Here is a 26,741-nt window from a genome sequence, read left to right on the forward strand (position 1 = left end):
CACTTGAACGCCGAAAGTAGTTGGGGGCTTCCCCCTGTGAGGATAGGACGTTGCCAGGCACTTGACCGATCTGCAGATTGCAGGTCGGTCTTTTTGTGTTTTCTAAAAAGCCTTATCAGTTGCATTTCTTTTTTTAGATGATTACTATTAAATCAAACAATAGTCAAAGATGGTCAGAGAGGTGGTGCCAATGCAAAACATCACAGATATCATCGAAGCCTATTTAAAGCAAATTTTACACGACGAAAAGACGATTGAAATCAAACGTCAAGAAATTGCACAACGTTTTGACTGTGTTCCATCACAAATCAATTACGTCATCAATACTCGTTTTACGGTCGAAAAGGGTTATTTTGTTGAAAGTAAGCGGGGCGGCGGTGGATACATTCGGATTCAAAAAATCGTTGTGCTCGATAGTCACGATCTATTAGACGAAGTCAGTTCATGGATCGGTGATCATTTGACGGAACAAGCTGCAGAAGATTATTTGATTCGTTTGATGAACGAACAATTACTGACGCGGCGGGAAGCTATTTTGATTCAATCGCTGTTGCAAAAAGAGAGTTTGCCAATGGCGGTCGAAGATCAACACCGGATGCGTGCCCACTTGATGCGGACGCTTCTTCAAACCATGAAGCGACTCTAGTCGTGGGACATTGGAGGAATGCATGATGCGTTGTCAACGATGTGGCGAACGAGAAGCAATCGTCCGTGTCAAACTTCCACAAGAATCGGAAACCGATGAGAAGTTCTTATGCTCGGTTTGTGTGCGGGAGTTGGCACGTGAATACCAAGGGACGGCGTGTCCGTCTTGCGGTATGACCCGTCAACAATTGCTTCATCTTCGTAAAGTCGGTTGCCCGACTTGTTATTCATTTTTCAAAGACGAAGTCGACGGTATGGTTCGTCAGTTCCAACACGGTCATACGCAACATTATGGCTCGCGACCTGATGAGGAAACCGTTGAAAAACGATTGAACCAGCAACTCAGTCGACTCAAAGAGCAACTTAACCGCAAAATCTTAGCAGAAGATTATGAAGAAGCAGAAATCATAAAACAACAGATTGAGAGTGTCGAGGAGGATTTGCGTCATGTTTGAAGAGTTGCTCCAACACCCTTTAAGCGAATCGATGAATCAATCTTCTCCCTTTGACGACATCGTCGTTTCGACACGGATCCGATTGGCGCGTAATACGACACGTTATCCGTTCTCAACGATGTTGTCCGAAGCACAAGCCAATGCGCTCATTGAAGAGACCGAACGTCAACTAAACGGGATGAAAGGGTTCCGGTTTGGTCGCGTCGATCAAGCAGATGTTCTGACGCGAACCGCTTTAGTAGAAAAGCATCTGATCAGTCCAGCGTTAGCCAGTCATCCACGGACGGGACTCTTCATTAGTGAGGATGAGCAGATCAGTGTCATGGTAAACGAAGAGGATCATTTTCGAATCCAGACGTTATTACCTGGGCTACAGCTTGAAGAAGCGTTTCGGATCGCAAAACAAGTCGATCGCTTGATCAGTGAACGATTTAAAATTGCTTTTGATGACACACTTGGTTATTTAACAACGTGTCCGAGTAACGTCGGAACTGGTCTTCGTGCTTCCGTCATGTTGCACTTACCGGGACTGGTCCTGACGAATCAGATTCAAGGCTATATCAAACACTTACGACAGCTCGGATTCGCGATTCGTGGGCGTTACGGCGAGGGAAGCGATGCCTCTGGTCGCATGTTCCAACTTTCGAACCAACGGACGCTTGGGGCAAGTGAGGATATGCTGATCACGGACTATCAATTTGCCGTCGAAGCATTAATTGAAGCAGAACAGGCAGCACGAAAAGGATTATTGGAGATGTATCAAGAAGAACTAGAGGATAGACTATATCGTTCCTACGGTGTCCTGACATCAGCTCGACTGATTACAGCGCGGGAAGCAACGGAACGGTTATCGGATGTTCGCTTAGCGGACAGTCTGGGACTAGAGGTCAATCTTCCTCCAAATCTTTTTCATCAACTGCTCGTTTCATTACAAACAGGTTTTTTACAAAAGCATTTCGGGAAACAATTAACATCTAGAGAACGGGACATCGAACGGGCGAAACGAATCCGGACGATGTTAACCGAACAGACAAACAGGGATCACACACAAGGAGGTTTTGCATAATGATGTTTGGACGATTCACAGAACGTGCACAACGTGTATTGGCACTTGCTCAAGAAGAAGCAGTACGGTTGGGGCACCACAATATCGGAACAGAACACATTTTACTCGGACTTGTACGTGAAGGAGACGGAATCGCTGCGAAAGCCTTAACAGCACTCGGTCTCAGTTCAGATAAAATTCAGATGGAAGTCGAAGCGTTGATCGGTCGCGGACAAGATGGTGCAACGACGATTCACTATACACCACGTGCGAAAAAAGTCATCGAATTATCAATGGATGAGGCACGTAAACTAGGTCACTCTTACGTTGGAACAGAACACCTCTTACTCGGATTGATCCGAGAAGGAGAGGGCGTTGCTGCTCGTGTCTTAAATAACTTAGGCATCAGTCTTTCAAAAGCCCGTCAGCAAGTACTCCAGTTGCTTGGGAACAGCGAAACGACAGCAAACGCGTCGCAAGCAGGTTCAGGTGTCGCAACACCAACACTTGATGGCCTTGCTCGTGATTTGACTCAACAAGCGCGTGAAACACGTCTTGATCCCGTCATTGGTCGCGCGAAAGAGATTCAACGCGTCATCGAAGTCTTGAGCCGCCGGACGAAGAATAACCCAGTCTTGATCGGGGAACCAGGGGTCGGTAAAACGGCTGTCGTCGAAGGTCTCGCTCAACAAATCATCAACAATGAAGTACCGGAGACTTTACGCAATAAACGCGTCATGGTACTCGATATGGGAACACTCGTCGCCGGCACGAAATACCGTGGTGAATTCGAAGATCGTTTGAAAAAGGTCATGGATGAGATTCGTCAAGCGGGTAACATCATTCTCTTTATCGATGAGTTGCATACATTGATTGGAGCGGGTGGAGCAGAAGGTGCGATCGATGCATCGAACATCCTTAAACCATCGCTCGCACGAGGCGAACTCCAGTGTATCGGAGCAACGACTCTTGATGAGTACCGGAAATACATCGAAAAAGATGCGGCACTCGAACGTCGTTTCCAACCGATTCAAGTCGCAGAGCCAACAACGGATGAAGCAACACAAATCCTATTTGGTCTTCGCGATCGTTATGAAGCACACCACCGTGTGACGATCACAGACGAAGCGATTCAAGAAGCCGTCACCTTGTCGGATCGATACATTTCGGATCGTTTCCTTCCGGATAAAGCGATCGATTTGATCGATGAAGCGGCATCGAAAGTTCGGTTGCGTTCATACACAGCACCACCGAACTTAAAAGAAGTTGAAGCAAAACTCGAGGGTATCCGTAAGGATAAGGATGAAGCTGTCCAAAGTCAAGAGTTCGAAAAAGCAGCAAGCCTCCGCGACACGGAACAAAAATTACGCGATGAGCTTGAGCGTTTGAAAGAGGAATGGCAGAATAAACAAGGCAACGAAAAACTTGAAGTCACAAAAGATGACATCGCACAAGTTGTTGCCAACTGGACAGGTGTACCGGTCACGAAGATCGCGGAAGAAGAGACGGATCGTCTCCTTCGCCTCGAAGAAATCCTTCACGATCGTGTCATCGGTCAAAATGAAGCCGTTAAATCGATTTCAAAAGCGATCCGTCGCGCACGTGCTGGACTGAAAGATCCAAAACGTCCGATCGGTTCGTTCATCTTCCTCGGTCCTACTGGGGTTGGTAAAACAGAACTCGCACGTGCGGTTGCCGAAGCAATGTTCGGTGATGAGGATGCAATCATCCGGATCGACATGTCAGAGTACATGGAGAAACATGCAACGAGTCGTCTCGTCGGTTCACCTCCAGGCTATGTCGGTTACGAAGAAGGCGGTCAATTAACGGAAAAAGTTCGCCGGAAACCATACTCAGTCATCTTACTTGATGAAATCGAGAAGGCGCACCCGGAAGTCTTCAACATTCTCTTGCAAGTACTTGATGATGGACGCCTAACAGACTCGAAAGGTCGGACGGTTGATTTCCGTAACACGATCATCGTCATGACATCGAACGTCGGTGCAAGTGCTCTTAAACGTAATAAATATGTCGGCTTCGCTGTTTCTGAAGATACGGATCGCGAATACAAAGACATGAAAGATAAAGTCATGGAAGAACTCAAACGGGCGTTCCGTCCAGAGTTCTTGAACCGGATTGATGAAACGATCGTCTTCCACTCACTCGAGAAACAACACATCGAAGAGATCGTGAAGTTGATGGCGAAAACCCTTGAAAAACGTTTGGCTGAACAGGAAATTCATTTCGAATTGACACCAGCTGCCCTCTCGAAGATTGCCGATATCGGATACGATCCAGAGTACGGCGCACGTCCAATCCGTCGTGCCCTTCAACGGGAAGCGGAAGACCGGTTGTCAGAAGCATTGCTCGCAGGCGATATCCAAAAAGGAGAACGTGTTGCGCTTGATGTCGAAGAGAACGAATTCATCGTTCGCCGGAATCACGTGAGTTCTGCCGCAACGGAATAAGCACTGAGCACAGGGCCAGCTTTCGCACTTTCTGAGCGAAGCTGGTTCTTTTTTTGAAACAGAAAGGATGAATCGATTGGCTAAGTTAAAAACAAAATTCGTTTGTCAAAGCTGTGGGACCGAATCACCGAAATGGATGGGACGTTGTTCAGGATGCGGGGAATGGAACACGATGGTCGAAGAAGTCGTCGAAGAAAAAAAAGGACGGCGCGGTGCCGCTTTCGTTCATACGACGACAAAACAATTAAAGCCAGAGCGCCTCGCGAATATCGTTTCGCAAGAAGAGAGTCGCGTCTTTACCGGAAGTGGTGAATTCGACCGTGTTCTCGGAGGTGGTATCGTTCCAGGTTCGATGGTGCTAGTTGGAGGAGATCCGGGGATCGGGAAGTCGACGATCTTACTGCAGACGAGCGCACGTCTTGCCCAACGTGGCGAAAAAGTGCTCTACATCTCAGGAGAAGAATCGCTCAAACAAACTAAATTGCGCGCGGAACGGCTTGGCTTACCGACTCAGGATTTGTTCGTCCTTAGTGAGACGGATATGAACATGATTGAACGTGTCGTCGATGAAGAACAGCCACGTTTTTTAATCATCGACTCGATTCAAACCGTCTACATTGATGAAATCCAGTCTGCACCCGGCAGCGTGACACAGGTACGGGAATGTACGGCGATGCTGATGAAAATTGCGAAGAGTCGCGGGATCGCGATCTTCATCGTCGGTCATGTCACGAAACAGGGTTCGATTGCTGGACCACGGTTACTTGAGCACATGGTGGATGCTGTCTTGTATTTCGAAGGCGAACGTCACCATACGTTCCGGATTCTGCGTGCTGTCAAAAACCGATTTGGTTCAACGAATGAGATCGGAATTTTTGAGATGCGGGAGTCTGGTCTTGAAGAGGTCTTGAATCCGTCAGAAATTTTCCTCGAGGAGCGGACGTCCGGTGTATCCGGTTCGACGATCGTCGCTTCCATGGAAGGGACACGGACCGTCCTCGTCGAACTGCAAGCGTTGATTTCACCGACGTCATTCGGCAATCCTAGACGGATGGCGACCGGAATCGATCAAAATAAAGTAGCGTTATTGATGGCCGTCCTTGAGAAACGATCGGGTCTTCTCCTTCAGACACAAGATGCGTACCTCAAGGCAGCCGGTGGTGTGAAGCTTGATGAACCTGCGATTGACTTAGCGGTTTGTGTTGCCATTGCCTCTAGTTTCCGTGACAAGCCGACGCGTCCGACCGATGTCGTGATTGGTGAAGTCGGGTTGACGGGAGAAGTTCGCCGTGTATCGCGGATTGAACAACGTGTAGCAGAAGCAGCTAAACTCGGTTTCACGCGGGCGATCATTCCGAAAAACAACTTGGGTGGTTGGACGTATCCGGACGGGATTACGGTCGTCGGTGTCGAGAGTGTGGATGAAGCATTACGTGAAACGATTCCGTTTTAAGCTGGAATGACGCAAAAAATGGGGGAACTGTAATGGATATGTAAACAGTTTCCCCTCCTTCCGGCGTAGGTAGTTCAAATCAGTACATGTTACAATGAACTTAAAATAAGCAAAGGAGGTGAGAAGATTGAAAATCGTCATTCGGGTATTTTTTGCATTACTCGGACTTGCCCTCGGGATCTTGTTGCTTCCTCAGTTCTTCCAATTAATTGAAACGGCAACGAATACGACATTCCCCGCGTGGTTGATGAGCGAATACGTAACTGGAACGATTGGTGCACTCATATTCTTATTAATTGGATTATTCATTACGGATTCAGTAATTCGACTTCTCCGATTTTTAGAAGAACGGCTCGTCAAAGCCCCAGTGGCAGATCTCTTTTTTGGAACATTTGGTTTGTTGATTGGGTTGGTACTGGCTTTCCTCGTCAGTACATTGATTGATTTGGTAGGTATTCCTGTCCTCAGTAACGTCTTAACGATCTTCGTGACCGCGTTATTCGGATATCTCGGCTTTACAGTCGGGTATCGTAAACGTCATGAATTGACGAAAATCTTCTTACGTAGCAACCAAAGTGAGAAAAAGACGGCACCTGAAGTCGTCGACCCAGTTAAGTCAAACAGTAAGGTACTCGATACGAGCGTCATCATCGACGGGCGGATCACGGATATCACGAAGACCGGTTTCGTCGAAGGAAAGCTGATCGTTCCGCAATTCGTCATTGGGGAGTTGCAGTACATCGCGGATTCTTCTGATACGTTGAAACGAAACCGTGGACGCCGCGGGCTCGATGTCTTAAAAGAATTACAAGAGATCCCTGGAGTCGAGGTCGAAATTTATGATGGCGACTTCGAGGATGTACCGGAAGTCGACATCAAATTGATCAAACTCGCGGAACTTGTCAAAGGGATCGTCGTCACGAACGACTATAACTTGAACAAAGTCTGTGAAGTCCGACATGTTCCTGTCCTTAACATCAATGATCTGGCGAATGCCGTCAAACAAGTCGTCATTCCAGGAGAAGAGATGACCGTCCTTGTCATCAAGGAAGGGAAAGAACAAAAGCAAGGGATCGCCTATCTCGAAGATGGAACGATGGTCGTCGTCGAAGGAGGAAAACACCTGATCTCGAAAACGATTGGCGTCGTCGTCACGAGTGTCTTACAGACGTCAGCTGGACGAATGATTTTTGCGAAACCACAGGAAAAATGAGACACTATGCCTAGAGAGATATCGAGAGGCATTCAGATAGACCCGCAACGGATTCGATTTCATGATCGAGTCCGTTTTCGGTGTGATGGAATGGATCACGATGATCAGTGAGATAGAAAAGAGGGAATGAGATGTCTACAGCCACATATCGCGTCGTCATCCCCGCTGCCGGTGCCGGTAAGCGGATGGGCGCAGATCGTAATAAATTGATGCTTGAACTAAGAGACCGTCCAATCATCGCTTGGACACTGGATGTCTTCGAGGCAGATCCGGCATGTACGGAAATCATCCTTGCGATCAATCCACTAGAACAGGAATGGTTTACAAGTATTATCGCGTCTTATAAGACATCGATTAGACTTGTCACGGGTGGTGCCGAACGTCAGGAAAGTGTGCTTCGTGGTCTTGAGGCGTTAGAAGGCGAAGGAATCGTTCTGATCCATGATGGTGCCCGACCGTTCATTTCACAAGCAGCGATTCAGGCGGTTGTCCAAGCAGCAGTCCAAGATCAGGCAGCGATTCTCGCGGTACCGATCAAAGATACCGTCAAACGGATCGAAGCAAATCACATCAGTGAGACCGTCCCGCGGGAACGCCTGATGGCAGCCCAGACACCACAAGCGTTTGATCTTGCGACGATTCGCACGGTTCATGAAAAAGCGGCAACGAAATACCTAGGAACCGATGATGCAAGTTTGATAGAATGGGACGGAGGAAAAGTAACGATCGTCCACGGTCACTACGAAAATATCAAGATGACGACACCGGACGATCTATGGTTCGGTGAAGCGATTCTAATGAAACGAGGGAAATGACGATGATTCGAATTGGACAAGGTTTTGATGTACATGCCTTTGCAGAGGATCGGAAATTGATTTTAGGCGGCATCGAGATTCCGCACACGAAAGGATTGCTCGGTCATTCGGATGCAGACGTCTTGTTACATACGATTGCCGACGCGGCACTTGGTGCAATCGCAGCAGGAGATATCGGAAAACATTTTCCGGACACGGATCCGGAATTCAAGGATGCCGATTCAGCAAAATTGCTGCAGCATGTCTACGCGCTCGTTAAACAACAGGGCTACGCGCTTGGCAACCTAGATGCGACAGTCATCGCACAGGCACCAAAGCTTCGTCCGTACATCGACACGATGCGTGCGCGAATCGCGGAATTACTCGAAGCGGACATTGAACAGATCAATGTCAAGGCAACGACGACGGAATGGTTAGGTTTTACGGGACGAGAAGAGGGAATCGCTTGTCAAGCAGTGATTCTACTGAAACGAATCGAAGAATAAGGTATACTAGATAAGCGAATTTTAGTCGAAGGAGTGATTGGCAATGGCAGAAGTACGAGTACGTTATGCCCCAAGTCCAACAGGACACTTGCATATCGGGAATGCCCGGACTGCATTATTTAACTATCTGTTTGCGCGCCACTTAGGCGGTAAGATGGTATTACGAATCGAGGATACGGACCAAAAGCGGAACATCGCAGGTGGTGTCGAGAGTCAAATGAAGAACCTCGAGTGGCTCGGTGTCGATTGGGACGAAGGTCCAGATCGCGGTGGCGAGTACGGTCCTTATTCACAAATGGAGCGTCTCGATATCTATCAAAAGTACACGGACGAGTTACTTGAAAAGGGACTCGCTTACCGTTGCTACATGACATCGGAAGAGCTCGAAGCAGAACGCGAAGCACAAATCGCACGTGGAGAAGCACCACGTTATTCAGGGGCACACCGTAACCTGACAGCAGAACAAGAAGAAGCGTTCCGAGCAGAAGGTCGCACGCCGTCGATTCGGATTCGTGTACCGGAAGATGTCACGTATACATGGAATGATATCGTCAAAGACGACGTCTCATTCGAATCAAAAGACTTCGGTGACTGGGTCATCGTCAAAAAAGATGGCATTCCGACGTACAACTTTGCCGTCGTCATCGACGATCACTTGATGGCGATCAGCCATGTTCTTCGTGGAGATGACCATATTTCGAACACACCGAAACAGATGATGATCTATGATGCATTCGGTTGGGAATACCCGACGTTCGGTCACATGACATTGATCGTCAACGAATCACACAAGAAACTTTCGAAACGTGATCACTCGATCATTCAGTACATCGAGCAGTATAAAGAGCTCGGTTATCTCCCGGAAGCAATGCTCAACTTCATCACGCTTCTCGGTTGGTCACCAGTCGGCGAACAAGAGATCTTCACGAAAGAAGAGTTCATCGAAATCTTTGACGCGGATCGTCTCTCGAAGAGTCCGGCTGTCTTTGACCAAAACAAATTGGCTTGGATCAACAGCCAGTACATGAAACACCAATCGTTCGAAGAAGTATTCGAAGCCAGTCTTCCGTTCCTACAAGAAGCAGGTCGCGTCGAAGCGTCACCTTCAGAAGAAGAGCTCGCTTGGGCACGTGATCTCGTCGCGTTATACCGCGAACAGATGACGCATGGCGCGGAAATCGTCAAGCTTTCAGAGATGTTCTTTGAGGACGAAGTGGTGTATGATGAAGAGGCAAACACTGTCTTGAGTGGCGAGATGGTTCCGACTGTACTTGCAGAATTCGCGAACCAGTTACGTGCTCTCGAAGAGTGGACACCAGAAGCGATTAAAGCATCGATCAAAGCGACGCAAAAAGCGACTGGTCAAAAAGGAAAGAACTTATTCATGCCAATTCGTGTCGCGACGACAGGACAGACGCATGGTCCAGAACTCCCGAACACGATTCAATTACTAGGAAAAGACCGTGTGCTTGCACGGCTTGAAGCAGAATAACGAAAGCGTAGACGAGGAAAGTAACGATGCGTCTTCTTCTCCAGAGACAAGCTCGAATGGTGCGAGGGCTTGAAGAAGCGAATCATGAAATGCCCCTCTGAGTGCTGCCCGAAATCCGTGAGAGTAGGCGCAGACGTATCTCCGGCGTTAACGGACGTCAAGAGGGACGAGTCAATCGTCCAAACAGAGTGGGACCGCGCTTCGTTAGCGTCTCTGTGCAGCAATGCATGGAGGCGCTTTTTCTTATGGAGAGGAGAACGTATATGACACGGATACGAGAAGATATCCGCAATGTGTTTGAGCAAGATCCAGCTGCCCGCAGCACGTTAGAAGTCATTTTGACATACCCGGGCTTACATGCGATTTGGATGCATCGCCTGGCCCATCGACTCTGGAACGCAAAGTTCCGCTTACTCGGTCGATTCATTTCGCAGTTCAGTCGCTTTTTGACAGGCATCGAGATTCATCCAGGAGCAACGATCGGACGCCGATTCTTTATCGACCACGGGATGGGTGTCGTCATTGGTGAGACGACGATCATTGGTGATGACGTCACGTTGTTTCAAGGCGTGACACTCGGCGGAACGGGGAAAGAAACAGGAAAGCGTCATCCGACGATTGAAGACGGCGTACTTGTCTCTGCCGGTGCCCGTGTCCTTGGTGATATCACGATCGGGGCATACTCGAAAATCGGTGCCAGTTCTGTCGTCTTAAAACACGTTCCTCCAAATGCGACCGTCGTCGGCATTCCGGGACGTGTCGTCATTCAGGACGGTATGAAGGTCGAAGCACCACTTGATCATCGTTTCCCGGATCCGGTCAGCGAATGCCAAGAGCGGATTGAAATGGAACTAGAAGTATTAAAACAAGAAATTGAACGGATTAAAGGAGGGCGACGTCATGATTCAACTGTACAACAGCATGACCGGAAAAAAGGAACCATTTAAACCATTAGAAGAAGGAAAGGTCAAGATGTATGTCTGTGGTCCGACGGTATACAACTACATTCATATCGGCAACGCACGTCCAGCCATCGTCTTCGATACGGTCCGCCGCTACTTCACATATCGCGGATATGAAGTCAAATATGTCTCGAATTTCACGGACGTCGACGATAAGATCATCCGGACAGCGAACGAACTCGGAGAAGACTATCATGCGTTGACGAAACGTTTCATCGAGGCGTATCACGCGGACACGGGCGCCTTGAATGTTCAAAAAGCAGACATTCATCCACTCGTCACGGAAACGATGGACGATATCATCGCATTCATCGAAGTTCTCGTCGAAAAAGGCAATGCCTACGCTTCAAGCGGAGATGTCTACTTCCGGACGCGTAGTTTCAAGGATTACGGACAATTAAGCCAGCAGTCAATCGACGAGTTGCGTGCAGGCGCACGAATCGAAGTCGGAGAGAAAAAAGAAGATCCGCTTGATTTCGTGCTCTGGAAAGCAGCAAAACCAGGGGAGCCGGCATGGACGAGTCCATGGGGCGAAGGACGACCAGGCTGGCACATCGAGTGCTCGGCGATGGCGAAGAAATACCTTGGGGAGACGATTGATATCCATGCTGGTGGACAAGATTTGAAGTTCCCGCACCATGAGAATGAGATCGCCCAGTCTGAGGCGTGCAACTCGCAGAAGTTCGCGAACTACTGGATGCATAACGGGTTCTTGAACATCGAAAACGAGAAGATGTCGAAGTCGCTCGGTAACTTCCTGACAGTCCATGAAGCGATCCAAGCGGTCGATCCGATGGTGTTACGGTTCTTCATGTTATCGGTTCAGTATCGTCACCCGATCAACTATAGTCGTGAACTGATCGATCAAGCAGCGAATGGTCTCGCGCGGATTCGGGAGTCGGTCGCAAACATCGAACACCGTCTTGAGATGACGGCCGATCTCGGAACAGGTGACGAGAAGTGGTTGAATCGTCTAGCGGCGATCAAGGAACACTTCATCACATCGATGGATGATGATTTCAATACAGCGAACGCTGTGACGGATTTGTTTGATCTCTCAAAAGAAGCCAACCTATACCTTGGAGAAGCGCATGTATCGAAACAGGTGCTCGAACAGTTCCTCGCACTCTTCTCGGAATTATCAGGCGTCCTAGGTGTGACGTTGACAGTTGATAAAGGCTTACTCGATGAAGAAGTCGAACAGTTGATCGAAGAGCGGAACACAGCCCGTCAAAATCGTGACTTTGCACGAGCAGATGCAATTCGCGACCAATTACGTGACCAAGGCATTCTGCTCGAAGATACAGCGCAAGGGATGCGGTGGAAGCGCGGATGAAGAACTACAAACAACTGAACGCACTCGCATTAGCGTACATGGGCGACGTCGTCTATGAGATTCGTGTGCGCGAGCGATTGCTCGAACAAGGCTACGTGAAGCCGGGCGAGTTGCATAAAGCAGCTGTCCGGTACGTTCGGGCACAAGCACAAGCGACGGTCGTGACACACTGGTTGAACACGGATGCGTTGACGGAAGAAGAGGCAGCGGTCGTCCGGCGCGGAAAGAACGCGAAATCCGGTTCTGTTCCGAAGAGCACGGACGTCCATACGTATCGCTACGCGACAGCATTTGAAGCATTGCTCGGTTATATTTATCTTTCAGAAGGAGGGGATCGCCTTGAAGAACTCATCGGACAAGCGTTCGAATTACTCGAAGCCGAAAAAACAGACGAATCCTAAGGCTACAAGCGCGAAGCCAAAAACGAAGGCACAGCGTCCAGCACCAGAGAAACGAAAAGCCGCTCCGGTCAAGGAACAGCCTGTCGTGATCGAGCCACTCGAAGAAGGACAAGATTTTTTGTCAGGTCGTAATCCGGTCCTAGAGGCATTACGGAGTGGACGAGAGATGAACAAGCTGTTCTTGCAAGAAGGACAACAAAAAGGACCACTTGCCGTCATCCATGCGATGGCGCAGGAAGCGGGCATTCAAATCCAGCTCGTCCCGCGTTCGCGGTTAACCGGTTTAGCTGGAACGGAAAATCACCAAGGTGTCGTCGCAGCGGTAGCGGCGTACGAGTACGCCGAGATGGAAGACATCTTCAAGCTGGCACGTCAAAAGGATGAAACACCGCTCTTGATCCTACTCGATGAACTGGAGGATCCACATAATCTCGGATCAATCTTGCGGACGGCAGATGCTGTCGGGGCACACGGGATCATCATTCCGAAGCGTCGATCAGTCGGATTGACGCAAGTCGTCGCAAAGGCATCAACAGGCGCGATCGAACATATTCCTGTCGTTCGCGTGACGAACCTTGCGCGGACGATGGAAGATCTAAAGAAACAAGGCATCTGGTTCGTCGGAACGGATGCACGCGAAAGTGATGACTACCGGACGCTCGATGGGACGATGCCACTCGGAATCGTCATTGGAAGTGAAGGAAAAGGAATGAGCCGGCTTGTCCGTGAAAAATGTGATTTCCTCGTCCACCTCCCGATGGCGGGACATGTCACATCGCTCAACGCATCGGTTGCTGCTTCATTATTACTATATGAAGTCTACCGGACTAGAAAGCCGTATGCGCGATGAAATATGATCGTCTCATCGTAGATGGCTATAATATCATTGGCGCATGGCCAGAATTTCGGACGTTGCGGGAGCAAGATTTTGAATTGGCACGGGAACGGCTGATTCATGCGATGGCGGAATACCAAGCTGTCACAGGTCTCAGCGTTACGATCGTCTTCGATGCCTATCTGCAACCAGGACGTGAGTCTCGGATGCTAAAAAGCGGAATCGATATCGTCTATACACGGGAGAACGAAACGGCAGATGAATGGATTGAAAAGACAGCTGCTGATTGGTTACAGGACATCCGAGTCAAGTTGACGGTAGCGACGAACGACTACACGGAGCAATGGGTCATCTTCACGCTCGGCGCACTCCGCATATCGGCGCAAGAGCTCCGGCGAGAGTGGAAAGCGGCAGTCGCTGTCATCAAACAACAGACGACGTCTGCGAAGACGACGGCTCAACCGCGCTCGAAGATTGATTTACCAGAAGACGTCGTCGCACGTTTAGAAGCGATCCGTCGTCGAAAGAATTCAGATACATGATATGAACCATTCGTATGAGCAATCCATCGTTCTTCATTTGGAAGAATGGTGGATTTTTTTATAGAAAAGATACATGTTGGATGCAACAAAAGAGGTCATGCCAATTTTCATTGTCGTGCGACAGGTAATTATTGTATAATTAAAAACAATTGAACTATTCGTCAATGATGCTTGGAGGGATACAAGATGAGTTTGGTTTCGTTCGACCAGTTTGGGTGCATGACCGATGAAGCGCTTGTAGAACAAGCGAAAGAGTTCGACAACAGCGATGCGCTCGAATTTTTGATCGAGCGGTATCGAAATTTCGTGCGCGCCAAAGCCCGTTCTTACTTTTTGATCGGGGCAGACCGAGAAGATATCATTCAAGAAGGAATGATTGGTCTCTATAAAGCAGTACGGGATTACCGAACGGATAAGCTTGCCTCGTTTAAAGGATTTGCCGAATTATGCATCACGCGACAGATGATCACTGCGATCAAGACGGCGACACGTCAGAAACATATCCCGTTGAATTCGTACATCTCACTCGATAAACCGATCTATGACGATGAATCGGAGCGGACGTTACTCGATATCATCACGTCGACAGCACCTTCTGACCCACAAATTTTGATCGTCAACCGGGAAGAATATGCAGACATTGAATCGAAGATGGATGAAATTTTAAGCGACCTTGAACGCAAAGTCCTCGCGCTCTATCTTGACGGACGGACGTATCAGGAAATCTCTGACGACCTCGATCGTCATGTCAAATCGATCGACAATGCCTTGCAACGCGTCAAGCGCAAGCTTGAGCGTTATCTCGAAGCACGAAAGATGACGGTCTAACAGAGAGGTAGATTGACCGTAACCCCTTCCTATGCTACTGTATAACTAGCGCCTTACTAGCGAGACGCCGCTCATAGGCGTTTTTTTTTTACGCTCTTTTTCGGAAGGAAAGTACCTTAACAGAAGAGAAGAGTGGCAAAGAAGGAGGACTTTGAGATGGCGAAGAAAGTAGGCCTTGCTTGTGATAATTGCGGTGCCCGCGACTATACGACGATGAAAAAAGAGGACGTCACTGTCCGCTTGGAATTGAAGAAATTCTGCCGTCGTTGTAACGCGCATACGATTCATAAAGAAGCGAAATAAAGCTTCATCTGTCCCGATTTATTACATCCTGGAGGGAAAGTACGATGAAATTTTTGCGTGACGTATGGAATGAATTGAAAAAGACGAGCTGGCCAAAACGGAAAGAGCTGACGAAATACACACTGACGGTCATCGGTATGGTGATCTTCATGGGTGTCTTCATCTTCGGCGTCGATTCAGGGCTTAGCGCATTGATGAGCTGGTTGATTAAGTAAAAAGAAGAGGTGGCCTACCATGGAGAAACAATGGTTTGTCGTCCAAACGTATTCCGGATTCGAAAACAACGTCAAGGCGAACCTTGAACGTCGGATTGAATCCATGAACATGGACGAAAAAATCTTCCGTGTACTCGTTCCGATTGAAACGGTACAAGAAGAAGTAACGAACAAAAAGGGAGAAACGAAAATCAAGGAACGTGAAGTCAAGATCTTCCCGGGATATGTCCTCGTTGAGATGGTCATGACGGATGATTCTTGGTATGTCGTCCGGAATACTCCGAACGTCACAGGCTTCCTCGGATCAGTCGGCGGCGGTTCAAAACCAACCCCACTTCTTCCGGAAGAAGCAGAAAATATCCTTGGATCAATGGGTCTTGTCGATCTGAAGAGCCGTTACGACTTCTCACTCGGACAAATCGTCCGAATCAAAGAAGGAGCTTTCGAAAATCTCGAAGGTACGATCGAGGAGCTTGATGCAGATGCTGAGAAAATGAAAGTCTCTGTTGATATGTTCGGTCGCGAAACGAAGGTCGAGCTTGATTTCGCACAGGTCGATAAAATCGATTAAGTTTCCTATTGCGAATGTTTTGTTTTAATGATACAATTTTTCGTGTTTGATGTTGTGCTTATTTCGATAAATAACTCGTCGAATAGAATGAGTGGGAGGACGCGCAACGTCCAATTAAACCACATTAAAGAATTAAGGAGGTGTGTCTCGTGGCGAAGAAGGTTATGAAACTCGTAAAACTTCAAATTCCTGCGGGCAAAGCAAACCCAGCTCCACCAGTTGGACCGGCACTCGGTCAAGCAGGTGTGAACATCATGGGCTTCTGTAAAGAGTTCAACGCTCGTACACAAGACCAAGCCGGCTTGATTATCCCTGTAGTCATCACGGTTTTTGAAGATCGTTCATTCACATTCATCACTAAAACTCCTCCAGCAGCAGTTCTCTTGAAGAAAGCAGCTGGAATTGAGAGTGGTTCAGGTGAACCGAACCGTAAGAAAGTAGCGACTGTCAAACGTGACAAAGTTCGTGAAATCGCTGAAACAAAAATGCCAGACCTTAACGCATCATCTGTTGAAACAGCAATGTTGATGGTTGAAGGTACTGCACGTTCTATGGGTATCGTAATCGAAGACTAATGTCTTTTTGATTACCATGAACAACGATGAGGGTCGCAGGCGGATAGTTTCTTGAAGCCTGCTACCCTTTCATTATGTGGGAGGATTTTCCGCACAACCACAAAGGAGGAACCTAAAATGGGTAAGAAGTACAAAGAAGCTGCTAAGCTTATCGATCGTACGGTTTCATACGAACTCGCAGAAGCTGTAGATTTGACTAAAAAATCTGCAACTGCGAAATTCGATGAGACTATCGAATTGGCTGTTCGTCTCGGAGTAGATCCGAAGAAAGCAGACCAACAAATCCGTGGAGCAGTCGTATTGCCACACGGTACTGGTAAAACACAAAAAGTCCTCGTCTTCGCGAAAGGTGAGAAATTAAAAGAAGCGGAAGCTGCAGGAGCAGATTACGCTGGTGATGCTGAGTACATCAACAAAATCCAACAAGGATGGTTCGACTTCGACGTTATCGTTGCGACACCAGACATGATGGGTGAAGTTGGTAAACTTGGTCGCGTTCTCGGACCAAAAGGCCTCATGCCAAACCCGAAAACAGGTACAGTTACATTTGACGTCACAAAAGCAATCAACGATATCAAAGCTGGTAAAGTTGAGTACCGTGTCGACAAATCAGGTAACATCCACGTTCCTGTCGGTAAAAAATCATTCGATAACGAGAAACTCGTTGATAACATCAACACAGTTATCGAAACTCTCGTAAAAGTTAAGCCTGCTACTGCTAAAGGTGTATACCTTAAAAACATCGCGATCGCTTCTACAATGGGTCCTGGTGTAAAAGTATCTTCAGCTGACTTCGCGAAATAATTTCGTCTAAAACGAACTTGACAACGTTCTAAGAACGCTGTTACAGTATAAAACGTTGATATATTTCGACATACCGTAGACAGAAGGTGCTCACATGGGCATAAATCCTTCCGAGGTGTTCTTGCTCAGAGAGCCTGTTTGTTCAGGTATCCTTTTTGACGATTACGCCTCCTCTGCTCTGCAGACGGAGGCTTTTTATTTGAAATCGAGCAGCCCCTCGCACCGGTACATTTCATCTACCAGGAGGTGCAACAGAAATGGCAAACGAAAAAGTTATCGCTGTCAAAGCGGATCTCGTATCTGAGATCGCTGAGAAACTCCAAGCGAGCGCAGGAACAGTTGTCGTCGACTACCGTGGTCTCACAGTAGAAGAAGTCACTGAACTTCGTAAACAACTCCGCGAAGCGGGCGTTGAATTCAAAGTTTACAAAAACGGTCTCCTCCGCCGCGCGGCAGTTCAAAGCAACCTCGAAGGTCTTGATGAAGTCTTCACAGGTCCTAGTGCGATCGCCTTCAGCAATGAAGACGTTATCGCGCCAGCTAAGATCTTGAACGACTTCGCTAAAACGCACAAGGCTCTCGAACTCAAAGGTGGTATCATCGAAGGCAAAGTCACTTCAGTAGAAGATGTCAAAGCCCTTGCGGAACTTCCATCACGCGAAGGTCTCCTTTCGATGCTCCTCAGCGTGCTTCAAGCGCCAATCCGTGGACTCGCGGTGGCAACGAACGCAATCGCAGAGCAAAAAGAAGAACAATCTGCTTAATTTCTGCTTAGCGGGATAGGCAACCAACACAATTTTCACACCCCAACGTGGGCTAAATCAAAGGAGGAAAACCATAATGGCTTTCAACAAAGAGCAATTTATCGAAGACCTCAAGGGCATGACTGTTCTTGAACTTAACGAACTCGTAAAAACAATCGAAGAAGAATTCGGCGTATCAGCAGCAGCTCCAGTAGCAGTTGCAGGTGCTGGCGCAGGCGCAGCAGCTGAAGAGCAAACTGAATTCGACGTTATCCTTACTAACGCTGGATCTGGTAAAATCAACGTCATCAAAGCAGTTCGCGAATTGACTGGTCTCGGTCTTAAAGAAGCGAAAGCTCTCGTAGACGGAACTCCAGCACCAGTTAAAGAAGGCGTTTCGAAAGAAGACGCTGAAGCAATGAAAGCTAAGCTTGAAGAAGCTGGCGCTACTGTAGAAGTTAAGTAATTTTCTTCTTCCGTAGAAACAAGAGAAGCTCGCATTGCGAGCTTCTTTTGTTTTCATCTTTTACATGAGAGGGGAAGGAAACATGGCGGATCATTATTATACGAATGACCCTTCATCGAAACGAGATCCGAAGACGTGGGAATATGTCCTGCGTGGTCAGAGGCTCCGCTTTACATCGGATCACGGTGTCTTTTCGAAGAACGGAATCGATTTTGGTTCCCGTCTGTTGATCGAGGCATTCACGGAACCGGCTGTAGCGGGAGACATTTTAGATGTCGGCTGCGGATACGGACCGATGGGCATCGCGCTCTCGAAGTCGACGGGTCGTCCGGCACACTTGATCGATGTCAATGAACGGGCGCTCGAACTAGCGGCAGACAATGCGCGCGCGAATGGTGTTTCCGTGACGACCGGTGTGAGTGACGGGTATGATGGGGTAGGCGAATCGACATTCGCAGCGATCGTGACGAATCCACCGATTCGGGCGGGAAAAACGGTCGTTCATCGTATTCTCCGAGAAGCATATGATCACCTTGTCGTCGGCGGCGAGCTTTGGGTCGTCATTCAAAAGAAACAAGGTGGACCATCAGCGAAGAAATTGATGGAAGACGTATTCGGTATGTGTGAGACAGTTACCCGGGATAAAGGGTACTCTATATTTAAATCAATTCGGTCTTGACAAATCGAAGGATTTGTCGTTGACCGCATGTTGTGTCTATGATAGTATTATAAAATGCCATTGGAGTGATTTTTGGATAAGATGTTTGAAAGCAGCTGGCGTTCTCGACTACAGATGATTGAGTAGACAAGACGTCGCTTTTTTGCGCTTATCAATCAAAAAATGGCTTCAATGTTCGATATTACACCCGTCCTTCTCTATAAGAAGAAGTGGGTCTGAGAGGTGAATCAGTTGACTGGTCAACTTGTTCAGTACGGTCGTCACCGTCAGAGAAGAAGCTATGCACGTATCAGCGAAGTATTGGAACTTCCAAACTTAATCGAGATTCAAACGAATTCGTATGAGTGGTTCCTGCGGGAAGGTCTCCGTGAGATGTTTCATGACATTTCGCCGATTTCCGACTTCACAGGGAATCTCGTATTAGAATTCATCGACTACTCGCTCGGAGAGCCGAAGTATTCGATCGATGAATCGAAAGAGCGCGACGTGACCTATTCGGCACCACTACGCGTTAAAGTCCGTCTTCAAAATAAAGAGACGGGTGAATTGAAAGAACAAGAAGTCTTCATGGGTGACTTCCCGCTTATGACGGAGTCGGGAACATTCATCATCAATGGAGCGGAGCGCGTAATCGTTTCGCAGCTTGTTCGTTCGCCAAGTGTTTATTACAACAATAAGTTAGATAAGAACGGTAAACGTGGATTCTCCGCGACAGTCATCCCAAACCGTGGTGCATGGCTCGAGCTCGAGACAGACGCGAAAGACATCGTTTATGTTCGCATTGATCGCACGCGTAAGATTCCAGTAACGGTTCTTTTACGTGCTCTTGGTTTCGGTACGGATCAGGAAATCATCGATCTTCTCGGTGATGATGAGTACCTCCGGAATTCACTTGAAAAAGATAATACGGAATCAACGGAAAAAGCCCTCATCGAGATTTATGAGCGTCTACGTCCGGGAGAGCCGCCGACAGTCGAAAACGCAAAAGCGTTGCTCGTGTCGCGCTTCTTTGACCCGAAACGTTATGATTTGGCAAACGTTGGTCGTTATAAAATCAATAAAAAGCTTCATCTTAAGAACCGTCTCTTCGGTCAAAAACTTGCGGAAACGCTCGTTGATCCTGAGACAGGTGAAGTCATCGCGGAAGCAGGAACGGTCCTTGATCGTCGTATGCTCGATAAAGTCCTTCCATTCCTCGAAGGATCCGTTGGTTACATCGAAGCGACGCCTACAGGCGGCGTAACGCAGGGTGAGGCTTTCAACTTACAGTCAATCAAGGTGTTCGCACCGGACGATGCTGAAGGTGAACGCATCATCAATATCATCGGTAACGGTAACATCGATCGTGACATCAAGCACATCACGCCTGCTGACATGATTGCTGCCATCAACTACTTCTTCAACTTGTTGCATGAAGTCGGTACGACAGACGATATCGACCACCTCGGTAACCGTCGTCTTCGTTCAGTCGGCGAGCTGCTCCAGAACCAATTCCGGATCGGTCTCTCACGGATGGAACGTGTCGTTAAGGAACGGATGTCGATTCAGGATCAGAATGCGATCACGCCACAGGCCTTGATCAACATTCGTCCAGTTATCGCATCGATTAAAGAGTTCTTCGGTAGCTCGCAGTTGTCTCAGTTCATGGACCAAACGAACCCGCTTGCGGAATTGACGCACAAACGTCGTCTTTCAGCACTCGGACCTGGTGGTTTGACACGTGAGCGCGCTGGTTTCGAAGTTCGTGACGTACACTACTCGCACTATTCCCGTATGTGTCCGATCGAAACGCCAGAGGGACCAAACATCGGTTTGATCAACTCGTTGTCTTCGTACGCGAAGGTCAATGAGTACGGCTTCATCGAAGCACCATATCGTCGTGTCGATCCGGAAACGGGCGTCGTCACGGATGAAATCCACTACATGACTGCTGACGAAGAGGATCTCTACGTCGTCGCACAGGCAAACATGTTGTTGACGGAAGAGAAGACGTTCAAAGATTCACACGTCCTTTCACGTTTCCGTGGACAAAACTTGTCTGTCGAACCAGCACGTGTCGATTACATGGACGTTTCGCCGAAGCAGGTCGTATCTGCCGCAACGGCTTGTATCCCGTTCCTTGAGAACGATGACTCGAACCGTGCCCTCATGGGAGCGAACATGCAACGTCAGGCCGTCCCACTTCTGAACCCGGAATCTCCGATTGTCGGTACAGGAATGGAGTACGTGTCTGCGAAAGACTCAGGAGCCGCTGTCGTTGCGAAGCACGCAGGGATCGCTGAGCGTGTCACGGCGCGTGAAATCCTTGTCCGTCGTACGACGGAAGTCGATGGCAACATCGTTGAAGGTGAACTCGACCGTTACAAGATTCAAAAATTCATCCGTTCTAACCAAGGAACGTGTTATAACCAAAAACCAATCATCAAAGCAGGCGACCCAGTCGATAAAGGCGAGATCCTTGCAGATGGTCCATCGATGGACGGTGGGGAACTTGCGCTTGGTCGTAACGTACTCGTCGGTTTCATGACATGGGATGGTTACAACTATGAGGATGCTGTCATCATGAGTGAGCGTCTTGTCAAAGACGACGTCTACACATCGATCCACATCGAAGAATACGAATGTGAGTCGCGTGATACGAAACTCGGACCGGAAGAAATCACACGTGATATTCCGAACGTCGGTGATGATGCCTTGAAAAACCTCGACGATCGCGGAATCATCCGTGTCGGCGCGGAAGTCAAGGACGGCGATATCCTCGTCGGTAAAGTTACGCCGAAGGGTGTAACGGAATTGACAGCGGAAGAACGTCTTCTTCATGCAATCTTCGGTGAAAAAGCACGTGAAGTCCGTGATACATCTCTCCGTGTACCACACGGTGGTGATGGAATCATCCTCGACGTCAAAATCTTCGACCGCGATAATGGGGACGAGCTCTCACCTGGTGTCAACCAGTTGATCCGTGCTTACATCGTTCAGAAGCGTAAGATTCACGAGGGTGACAAAATGGCGGGTCGTCACGGTAACAAAGGTGTTATCTCGCGTATCCTTCCAGAAGAAGACATGCCGTACATGCCAGACGGTACGCCAATTGACATCATGTTGAACCCACTTGGGGTTCCATCACGGATGAACATCGGGCAGTTGCTCGAGCTTCACCTCGGGATGGCAGCACGTCAACTCGGCATCAAAGTCGCATCACCAGTATTCGATGGTGCGCGTGAGGAAGATGTTTGGGCAACGATTGAAGAAGCAGGTATGGATCGCGACGCGAAGACTGTCCTTTATGATGGTCGTTCGGGTGAAGCGTTCGATAACCGTATCTCTGTCGGTGTCATGTATATGATTAAACTTGCTCACATGGTCGATGATAAACTTCACGCACGTTCGACAGGACCATACTCACTCGTTACACAACAACCGCTCGGTGGTAAAGCCCAGTTCGGTGGTCAGCGTTTCGGTGAGATGGAAGTATGGGCACTTGAAGCATACGGCGCAGCCTACACGCTCCAAGAGATCCTTACAATCAAGTCGGATGACACGATCGGTCGTGTTAAAGCGTACGAAGCAATCGTCAAAGGTGAGAATGTACCACAACCGGGCGTACCGGAATCGTTCCGAGTCCTCATTAAAGAGCTTCAATCACTCGGTATGGACGTCAAGATGATGTCTGCTGATGATGAAGAGATCGAAATGCGCGACGAAGACGAGGACAATATCCCGAACGCGACTCCAGCACTCGAAGAAGTTCAAGCGCCTGTCGCACCAGTTGTTACTGAAGAGGAATAAGCGAAAGGGAGGTCCACCCCTTGGTAGATGTTAATAGATTTGAATATATGCAAATCGGCCTCGCTTCCCCCGAAAAGATCCGTTCATGGTCTTTCGGGGAAGTGAAAAAGCCGGAGACGATCAACTATCGTACACTCAAACCGGAGAAAGACGGTTTGTTCTGTGAACGTATCTTTGGTCCAACAAAAGACTGGGAATGTTACTGTGGTAAATACAAACGGATCCGCTATAAAGGAATCATTTGTGACCGCTGTGGCGTTGAAGTCACGAAGTCGAAAGTCCGTCGTGAGCGCATGGGTCACATCGAGCTCGCAGCACCGGTTTCGCACATCTGGTACTTCAAAGGAATTCCTAGCCGTATGGGACTCGTCCTCGACATGTCACCGCGTGCGTTAGAAGAGATCATCTACTTCGCGTCGTACGTCGTTACAGATCCAGGCGAATCGACACTTGAGAAGAAACAACTCCTTTCAGAGAAAGAATACCGTGCATATCGTGAGAAGTTCGGTCGTTCGTTCACTGCTGAAATGGGTGCGGAAGCAGTTCGTAAATTGCTCCGTGACGTGGAACTCGATAAAGAAGTCGCTGCATTACGTGAAGAGCTTCGTATGATTCAAGGACAACGTCGTACTCGTGCGATCAAACGCCTTGAAGTCCTCGATGCGTTCCGTAACTCAGGCAACAATCCAGAATGGATGGTGCTTGAAGTACTTCCAGTCATCCCACCGGAACTTCGTCCGATGGTTCAACTCGATGGCGGACGTTTCGCAACGTCTGACTTGAACGACTTGTACCGCCGCGTCATCAACCGTAACAATCGTCTCAAGCGTCTTCTTGACCTTGGCGCTCCGAACATCATCGTTCAGAATGAAAAACGGATGCTTCAAGAAGCAGTCGATGCTTTGATCGATAACGGTCGTCGCGGTCGTCCAGTTACTGGACCAGGTAACCGTCCACTTAAATCACTTTCACACATGTTGAAAGGGAAACAAGGACGTTTCCGTCAAAACTTGCTCGGTAAACGTGTCGACTACTCTGGTCGTTCGGTTATCGTCGTTGGTCCAAACCTGAAGATGTATCAATGTGGTCTTCCAAAAGAAATGGCCCTTGAACTCTTCAAACCGTTCGTCATGAAAGAACTCGTCTCTCGTGGCATCGCACCGAACATCAAGAGTGCGAAACGGAAAATCGAGCGCGTTCAACCTGAAATCTGGGATGTCCTCGAAGAAGTCATCCGTGAGCATCCGGTTCTCTTGAACCGTGCACCGACACTTCACCGTCTCGGTATCCAGGCGTTCGAACCAACGCTCGTCGAAGGACGCGCGATTCGCCTTCACCCACTCGTATGTACGGCATACAACGCCGATTTCGATGGTGACCAAATGGCGGTTCACGTACCACTTTCGGCAGAAGCACAAGCAGAAGCACGTCTTCTCATGCTCGCTGCACAAAACATCTTGAACCCGAAAGACGGTAAACCTGTTGTTACACCATCGCAGGATATGGTCCTCGGTAACTACTACCTCACGCTCGAGCGCGAAAATGCGATCGGTGAAGGGAAAATCTTCTCAACAGTGAACGAAGCGCTCATCGCTTACCAAAACGGTTATGCGCACTTCCATACACGTGTTGCGATTCCAGCCGGCGTTCTCAAGAACCCGACATTCACGGAAGAGCAAAACGAGAAATTATTGATTACGACAGTCGGTAAGTTGATCTTCAACGAGATCCTCCCAACGACGTTCCCTTACTTGAACGAACCAACGATGACGAACCTTCAAGAAGCGACGCCAGACAAGTACTTCCTTGAAAAAGGAACAGATGTCGTGGCAGAACTGAAGAACCGTCCGATCATCGACCCGTTCAAAAAAGGATTCCTTGGAAATGTCATCGCGGAAGTCTTCAAACGGTTTGAGACGACAGAAACAAGCCGTATGCTCGACCGCATGAAAAACCTCGGATTCAAACACTCGACTCGTGCCGGTATCACGGTAGGGATCGCGGACATCATCGTTCTTCCGGATAAACAAGAAATCCTTGTTGAAGCGCAGGACAATGTCGACCGCGTCATGAAATCGTACCGTCGTGGTCTCATCACAGAAGACGAGCGCTATGAGCGCGTCGTTAAATCGTGGAATGATGCGAAGGATGAAATTCAGTCTCGTCTGATGAAATCCCTCAACCGTCTCAACCCGATCTTCATGATGAGTGACTCCGGTGCCCGTGGTAACGCGTCGAACTTCACGCAGCTCGCTGGTATGCGTGGACTCATGGCCGCTCCAAGTGGACGGATCATCGAGCTCCCGATCAAATCATCGTTCCGTGAGGGTCTAACGGTACAGGAATACTTCATCTCAACACACGGTGCACGTAAAGGTCTTGCCGATACAGCCTTGAAAACGGCTGACTCAGGTTACCTGACTCGTCGTCTCGTTGACGTCGCTCAAGACGTCATCATCCGTGAAGATGATTGTGGAACGGATCGTGGTATCCGCGTCACAGCACTCCGTGAAGGAACGGAAGAGATCGAAAGCCTCTACGACCGCCTCGTCGGCCGTACTGCATTCGAAAACGTCGTTCACCCTGAAACAGGAGAAGTCCTCGTTTCAACGAACGAACTCATCGATGAAGATCTTGCGCGTGCCATCACTGACGCTGGTGTCGATAACGTTGAGATCCGTACTGCCTTCACATGTAACACAAGCCATGGTGTCTGTAAGAAATGTTACGGACGTAACTTGGCAACAGGCAACGACGTCGAAGTCGGCGAAGCTGTCGGTATCATCGCGGCACAATCAATCGGTGAGCCAGGAACGCAGCTTACGATGCGTACCTTCCACACAGGTGGGGTTGCCGGGGACGATATCACACAAGGTCTTCCGCGTATCCAAGAGTTGTTCGAAGCGCGTAACCCGAAAGGTCAAGCGGTCATCTCGGAAATCGATGGTCAAGTCATCGACTTCACGGAATCGCGTGACAAACGTGAATTGACGGTCCAAGGACTCAGCGAAACACGCACATACACGATCCCATTCGGTTCGCGTCTACGTGTTCAGCTCGGGGACGAGGTCAAAGCCGGTCAAGTCTTCACGGAAGGTTCGATCGATCCGAAAGAACTCTTGAACGTTAAAGGTGTATCCGGCGTTCAGAACTACTTGCTTCAAGAAGTTCAAAAAGTATACCGGATGCAAGGGGTTGAGATCGGTGACAAACACGTCGAGGTCATGGTTCGCCAAATGATTCGTCGCGTACGTGTCATCGAGTCTGGTGAGACTTCACTCTTACCAGGTTCGCTCGTCGATATCAGCACGTTCAAGGAAGCTTGTAAAGAAGCGCTCCGTAACGGGAAAGCTCTCGCTTCGGCGAAACCAGTTCTTCTCGGTATCACAAAAGCGTCACTTGAAACAGATTCATTCCTATCGGCTGCGTCGTTCCAAGAAACGACTCGTGTCCTTACGGATGCAGCGATTAAAGGGAAGAGCGACTACCTTCGCGGCTTGAAAGAGAACGTCATCATCGGTAAGTTGGTTCCAGCTGGTACTGGGATGTCACGTTACCGTCAGATCGATCTCGAAGTAGCTGGCGAAGCACCTGTAGAAGCCGATTCTCCGGTAGAATAAA

Annotated in this window: 25 protein-coding genes and 2 other annotated features; all 25 genes read left to right on the plus strand. The window is 48.6% G+C overall.

Translation table 11 applies throughout. From position 1 onward, the window contains the following. The first annotated feature begins 190 nt into the window (after positions 1–190). The 25 genes from HZS85_RS15830 to rpoC all read left to right on the plus strand — a co-directional run bounded on the left by HZS85_RS15830 (position 191) and on the right by rpoC (position 26,740). Positions 191–646, plus strand: coding sequence for a CtsR family transcriptional regulator (locus HZS85_RS15830; RefSeq protein ID WP_023466578.1), 456 nt, complete (start codon positions 191–193; stop codon positions 644–646). A 25-nt stretch (positions 647–671) separates the two neighbouring features. Next, a complete protein-coding gene (locus tag HZS85_RS15835) occupies positions 672–1,100 on the plus strand; it encodes a hypothetical protein (protein WP_214856803.1) in 429 nt (142 codons plus the stop codon). Continuing rightward, the gene (locus HZS85_RS15840) at positions 1,093–2,166 is read left to right on the plus strand and encodes a protein arginine kinase (RefSeq protein ID WP_195866116.1); all 1,074 of its coding nucleotides are present in this window, start codon (positions 1,093–1,095) and stop codon (positions 2,164–2,166) included. Before HZS85_RS15835 ends, HZS85_RS15840 begins: the two co-directional genes overlap by 8 nt. After that, on the plus strand, positions 2,166–4,613 hold the full coding sequence (gene clpC / locus HZS85_RS15845) for an ATP-dependent protease ATP-binding subunit ClpC (protein WP_023466588.1): 2,448 nt from the start codon (positions 2,166–2,168) through the stop codon (positions 4,611–4,613). Before HZS85_RS15840 ends, clpC begins: the two co-directional genes overlap by 1 nt. Positions 4,614–4,689: 76 nt before the next feature. Continuing rightward, positions 4,690–6,066, plus strand: a complete 1,377-nt coding sequence (gene radA / locus HZS85_RS15850) for a DNA repair protein RadA (RefSeq protein ID WP_029343076.1) — start codon at positions 4,690–4,692, stop codon at positions 6,064–6,066. 127 nt (positions 6,067–6,193) lie between these two features. Next, positions 6,194–7,279, plus strand: coding sequence for a PIN/TRAM domain-containing protein (locus tag HZS85_RS15855; RefSeq protein ID WP_214856804.1), 1,086 nt, complete (start codon positions 6,194–6,196; stop codon positions 7,277–7,279). Between the two features lie 131 nt (positions 7,280–7,410). Then, positions 7,411–8,094: a 2-C-methyl-D-erythritol 4-phosphate cytidylyltransferase gene (gene ispD / locus HZS85_RS15860; RefSeq protein WP_214856805.1), complete on the plus strand. Its 684-nt coding sequence runs from the start codon at positions 7,411–7,413 to the stop codon at positions 8,092–8,094. A gap of 2 nt (positions 8,095–8,096) precedes the next feature. After that, entirely contained in the window at positions 8,097–8,579 is a 483-nt protein-coding gene (ispF, locus tag HZS85_RS15865) for a 2-C-methyl-D-erythritol 2,4-cyclodiphosphate synthase (protein WP_214856806.1), read from the plus strand. 43 nt (positions 8,580–8,622) lie between these two features. Then, positions 8,623–10,071, plus strand: coding sequence for a glutamate--tRNA ligase (gene gltX / locus HZS85_RS15870; RefSeq protein WP_214856807.1), 1,449 nt, complete (start codon positions 8,623–8,625; stop codon positions 10,069–10,071). Further along, positions 10,071–10,289: a binding site (T-box leader), on the plus strand. Its footprint overlaps the gene before it by 1 nt. Before the next feature lie 27 nt (positions 10,290–10,316). Next, positions 10,317–11,018: a serine O-acetyltransferase gene (gene cysE, locus HZS85_RS15875; RefSeq protein ID WP_214729705.1), complete on the plus strand. Its 702-nt coding sequence runs from the start codon at positions 10,317–10,319 to the stop codon at positions 11,016–11,018. Beyond that, positions 10,972–12,369 carry a cysteine--tRNA ligase gene (gene cysS, locus HZS85_RS15880; RefSeq protein ID WP_029343081.1) on the plus strand — a complete coding sequence of 466 codons (1,398 nt, stop codon included), beginning with the start codon at positions 10,972–10,974 and terminating at the stop codon, positions 12,367–12,369. Before cysE ends, cysS begins: the two co-directional genes overlap by 47 nt. Continuing rightward, the gene (locus HZS85_RS15885) at positions 12,366–12,770 is read left to right on the plus strand and encodes a Mini-ribonuclease 3 (protein ID WP_023466600.1); all 405 of its coding nucleotides are present in this window, start codon (positions 12,366–12,368) and stop codon (positions 12,768–12,770) included. The genes cysS and HZS85_RS15885 overlap by 4 nt, the downstream gene beginning before the upstream one ends. An 85-nt stretch (positions 12,771–12,855) precedes the next feature. After that, positions 12,856–13,620 (plus strand): 23S rRNA (guanosine(2251)-2'-O)-methyltransferase RlmB, encoded by a 765-nt coding sequence (gene rlmB, locus HZS85_RS15890; RefSeq protein ID WP_214856825.1) that lies wholly within the window; start codon positions 12,856–12,858, stop codon positions 13,618–13,620. Beyond that, positions 13,617–14,147 carry an NYN domain-containing protein gene (locus HZS85_RS15895; protein WP_214856811.1) on the plus strand — a complete coding sequence of 177 codons (531 nt, stop codon included), beginning with the start codon at positions 13,617–13,619 and terminating at the stop codon, positions 14,145–14,147. Before rlmB ends, HZS85_RS15895 begins: the two co-directional genes overlap by 4 nt. A 186-nt stretch (positions 14,148–14,333) precedes the next feature. Beyond that, positions 14,334–14,975 carry an RNA polymerase sporulation sigma factor SigH gene (gene sigH / locus HZS85_RS15900; RefSeq protein ID WP_035413147.1) on the plus strand — a complete coding sequence of 214 codons (642 nt, stop codon included), beginning with the start codon at positions 14,334–14,336 and terminating at the stop codon, positions 14,973–14,975. 156 nt (positions 14,976–15,131) lie between these two features. Beyond that, positions 15,132–15,278 (plus strand): 50S ribosomal protein L33, encoded by a 147-nt coding sequence (rpmG, locus tag HZS85_RS15905; RefSeq protein ID WP_023466603.1) that lies wholly within the window; start codon positions 15,132–15,134, stop codon positions 15,276–15,278. A gap of 44 nt (positions 15,279–15,322) precedes the next feature. Next, entirely contained in the window at positions 15,323–15,493 is a 171-nt protein-coding gene (gene secE, locus HZS85_RS15910) for a preprotein translocase subunit SecE (protein ID WP_023466605.1), read from the plus strand. Positions 15,494–15,512: 19 nt separating this feature from the next. Beyond that, positions 15,513–16,064: a transcription termination/antitermination protein NusG gene (gene nusG, locus HZS85_RS15915; protein ID WP_214856813.1), complete on the plus strand. Its 552-nt coding sequence runs from the start codon at positions 15,513–15,515 to the stop codon at positions 16,062–16,064. A 149-nt stretch (positions 16,065–16,213) separates the two neighbouring features. Next, positions 16,214–16,639, plus strand: coding sequence for a 50S ribosomal protein L11 (gene rplK, locus HZS85_RS15920; RefSeq protein ID WP_023466609.1), 426 nt, complete (start codon positions 16,214–16,216; stop codon positions 16,637–16,639). A gap of 117 nt (positions 16,640–16,756) precedes the next feature. Next, complete coding sequence (gene rplA / locus HZS85_RS15925; RefSeq protein WP_064300983.1) at positions 16,757–17,443, plus strand: 50S ribosomal protein L1; 687 nt, start codon at positions 16,757–16,759, stop codon at positions 17,441–17,443. A gap of 55 nt (positions 17,444–17,498) precedes the next feature. Then, positions 17,499–17,650: a sequence feature (ribosomal protein L10 leader region), on the plus strand. Between the two features lie 50 nt (positions 17,651–17,700). Continuing rightward, a complete protein-coding gene (gene rplJ / locus HZS85_RS15930; protein WP_023466611.1) occupies positions 17,701–18,207 on the plus strand; it encodes a 50S ribosomal protein L10 in 507 nt (168 codons plus the stop codon). A gap of 76 nt (positions 18,208–18,283) precedes the next feature. Then, positions 18,284–18,652 carry a 50S ribosomal protein L7/L12 gene (gene rplL, locus HZS85_RS15935; RefSeq protein ID WP_023466613.1) on the plus strand — a complete coding sequence of 123 codons (369 nt, stop codon included), beginning with the start codon at positions 18,284–18,286 and terminating at the stop codon, positions 18,650–18,652. A gap of 82 nt (positions 18,653–18,734) precedes the next feature. Further along, complete coding sequence (locus HZS85_RS15940) at positions 18,735–19,331, plus strand: class I SAM-dependent methyltransferase (RefSeq protein ID WP_214856815.1); 597 nt, start codon at positions 18,735–18,737, stop codon at positions 19,329–19,331. Positions 19,332–19,562: 231 nt separating this feature from the next. Further along, positions 19,563–23,120, plus strand: a complete 3,558-nt coding sequence (gene rpoB / locus HZS85_RS15945) for a DNA-directed RNA polymerase subunit beta (RefSeq protein ID WP_058705179.1) — start codon at positions 19,563–19,565, stop codon at positions 23,118–23,120. Positions 23,121–23,140: 20 nt separating this feature from the next. Then, positions 23,141–26,740 (plus strand): DNA-directed RNA polymerase subunit beta', encoded by a 3,600-nt coding sequence (rpoC, locus tag HZS85_RS15950; RefSeq protein WP_285801423.1) that lies wholly within the window; start codon positions 23,141–23,143, stop codon positions 26,738–26,740. The last annotated feature ends 1 nt before the right edge of the window (position 26,741 follow it).

The sequence above is a fragment of the Exiguobacterium sp. s130 genome, from assembly GCF_018619055.1.
Taxonomy (GTDB): domain Bacteria; phylum Bacillota; class Bacilli; order Exiguobacteriales; family Exiguobacteriaceae; genus Exiguobacterium_A.

Excerpts from the sequence above, each read along its gene's own strand:
- HZS85_RS15830 (WP_023466578.1), top strand. The coding sequence starts at position 191 with ATGCAAAACATCACAGATATCATCGAAGCCTATTTAAAGCAAATTTTA.
- HZS85_RS15835 (WP_214856803.1), top strand. The coding sequence starts at position 672 with ATGCGTTGTCAACGATGTGGCGAACGAGAAGCAATCGTCCGTGTCAAA.
- HZS85_RS15840 (WP_195866116.1), top strand. The coding sequence starts at position 1,093 with ATGTTTGAAGAGTTGCTCCAACACCCTTTAAGCGAATCGATGAATCAA.
- clpC (WP_023466588.1), top strand. The coding sequence starts at position 2,166 with ATGATGTTTGGACGATTCACAGAACGTGCACAACGTGTATTGGCACTT.
- ispD (WP_214856805.1), top strand. The coding sequence starts at position 7,411 with ATGTCTACAGCCACATATCGCGTCGTCATCCCCGCTGCCGGTGCCGGT.
- ispF (WP_214856806.1), top strand. The coding sequence starts at position 8,097 with ATGATTCGAATTGGACAAGGTTTTGATGTACATGCCTTTGCAGAGGAT.
- gltX (WP_214856807.1), top strand. The coding sequence starts at position 8,623 with ATGGCAGAAGTACGAGTACGTTATGCCCCAAGTCCAACAGGACACTTG.
- cysE (WP_214729705.1), top strand. The coding sequence starts at position 10,317 with ATGGAGAGGAGAACGTATATGACACGGATACGAGAAGATATCCGCAAT.
- cysS (WP_029343081.1), top strand. The coding sequence starts at position 10,972 with ATGATTCAACTGTACAACAGCATGACCGGAAAAAAGGAACCATTTAAA.
- HZS85_RS15885 (WP_023466600.1), top strand. The coding sequence starts at position 12,366 with ATGAAGAACTACAAACAACTGAACGCACTCGCATTAGCGTACATGGGC.
- HZS85_RS15895 (WP_214856811.1), top strand. The coding sequence starts at position 13,617 with ATGAAATATGATCGTCTCATCGTAGATGGCTATAATATCATTGGCGCA.
- sigH (WP_035413147.1), top strand. The coding sequence starts at position 14,334 with ATGAGTTTGGTTTCGTTCGACCAGTTTGGGTGCATGACCGATGAAGCG.
- rpmG (WP_023466603.1), top strand. The coding sequence starts at position 15,132 with ATGGCGAAGAAAGTAGGCCTTGCTTGTGATAATTGCGGTGCCCGCGAC.
- secE (WP_023466605.1), top strand. The coding sequence starts at position 15,323 with ATGAAATTTTTGCGTGACGTATGGAATGAATTGAAAAAGACGAGCTGG.
- nusG (WP_214856813.1), top strand. The coding sequence starts at position 15,513 with ATGGAGAAACAATGGTTTGTCGTCCAAACGTATTCCGGATTCGAAAAC.
- rplA (WP_064300983.1), top strand. The coding sequence starts at position 16,757 with ATGGGTAAGAAGTACAAAGAAGCTGCTAAGCTTATCGATCGTACGGTT.
- rplJ (WP_023466611.1), top strand. The coding sequence starts at position 17,701 with ATGGCAAACGAAAAAGTTATCGCTGTCAAAGCGGATCTCGTATCTGAG.
- rplL (WP_023466613.1), top strand. The coding sequence starts at position 18,284 with ATGGCTTTCAACAAAGAGCAATTTATCGAAGACCTCAAGGGCATGACT.
- HZS85_RS15940 (WP_214856815.1), top strand. The coding sequence starts at position 18,735 with ATGGCGGATCATTATTATACGAATGACCCTTCATCGAAACGAGATCCG.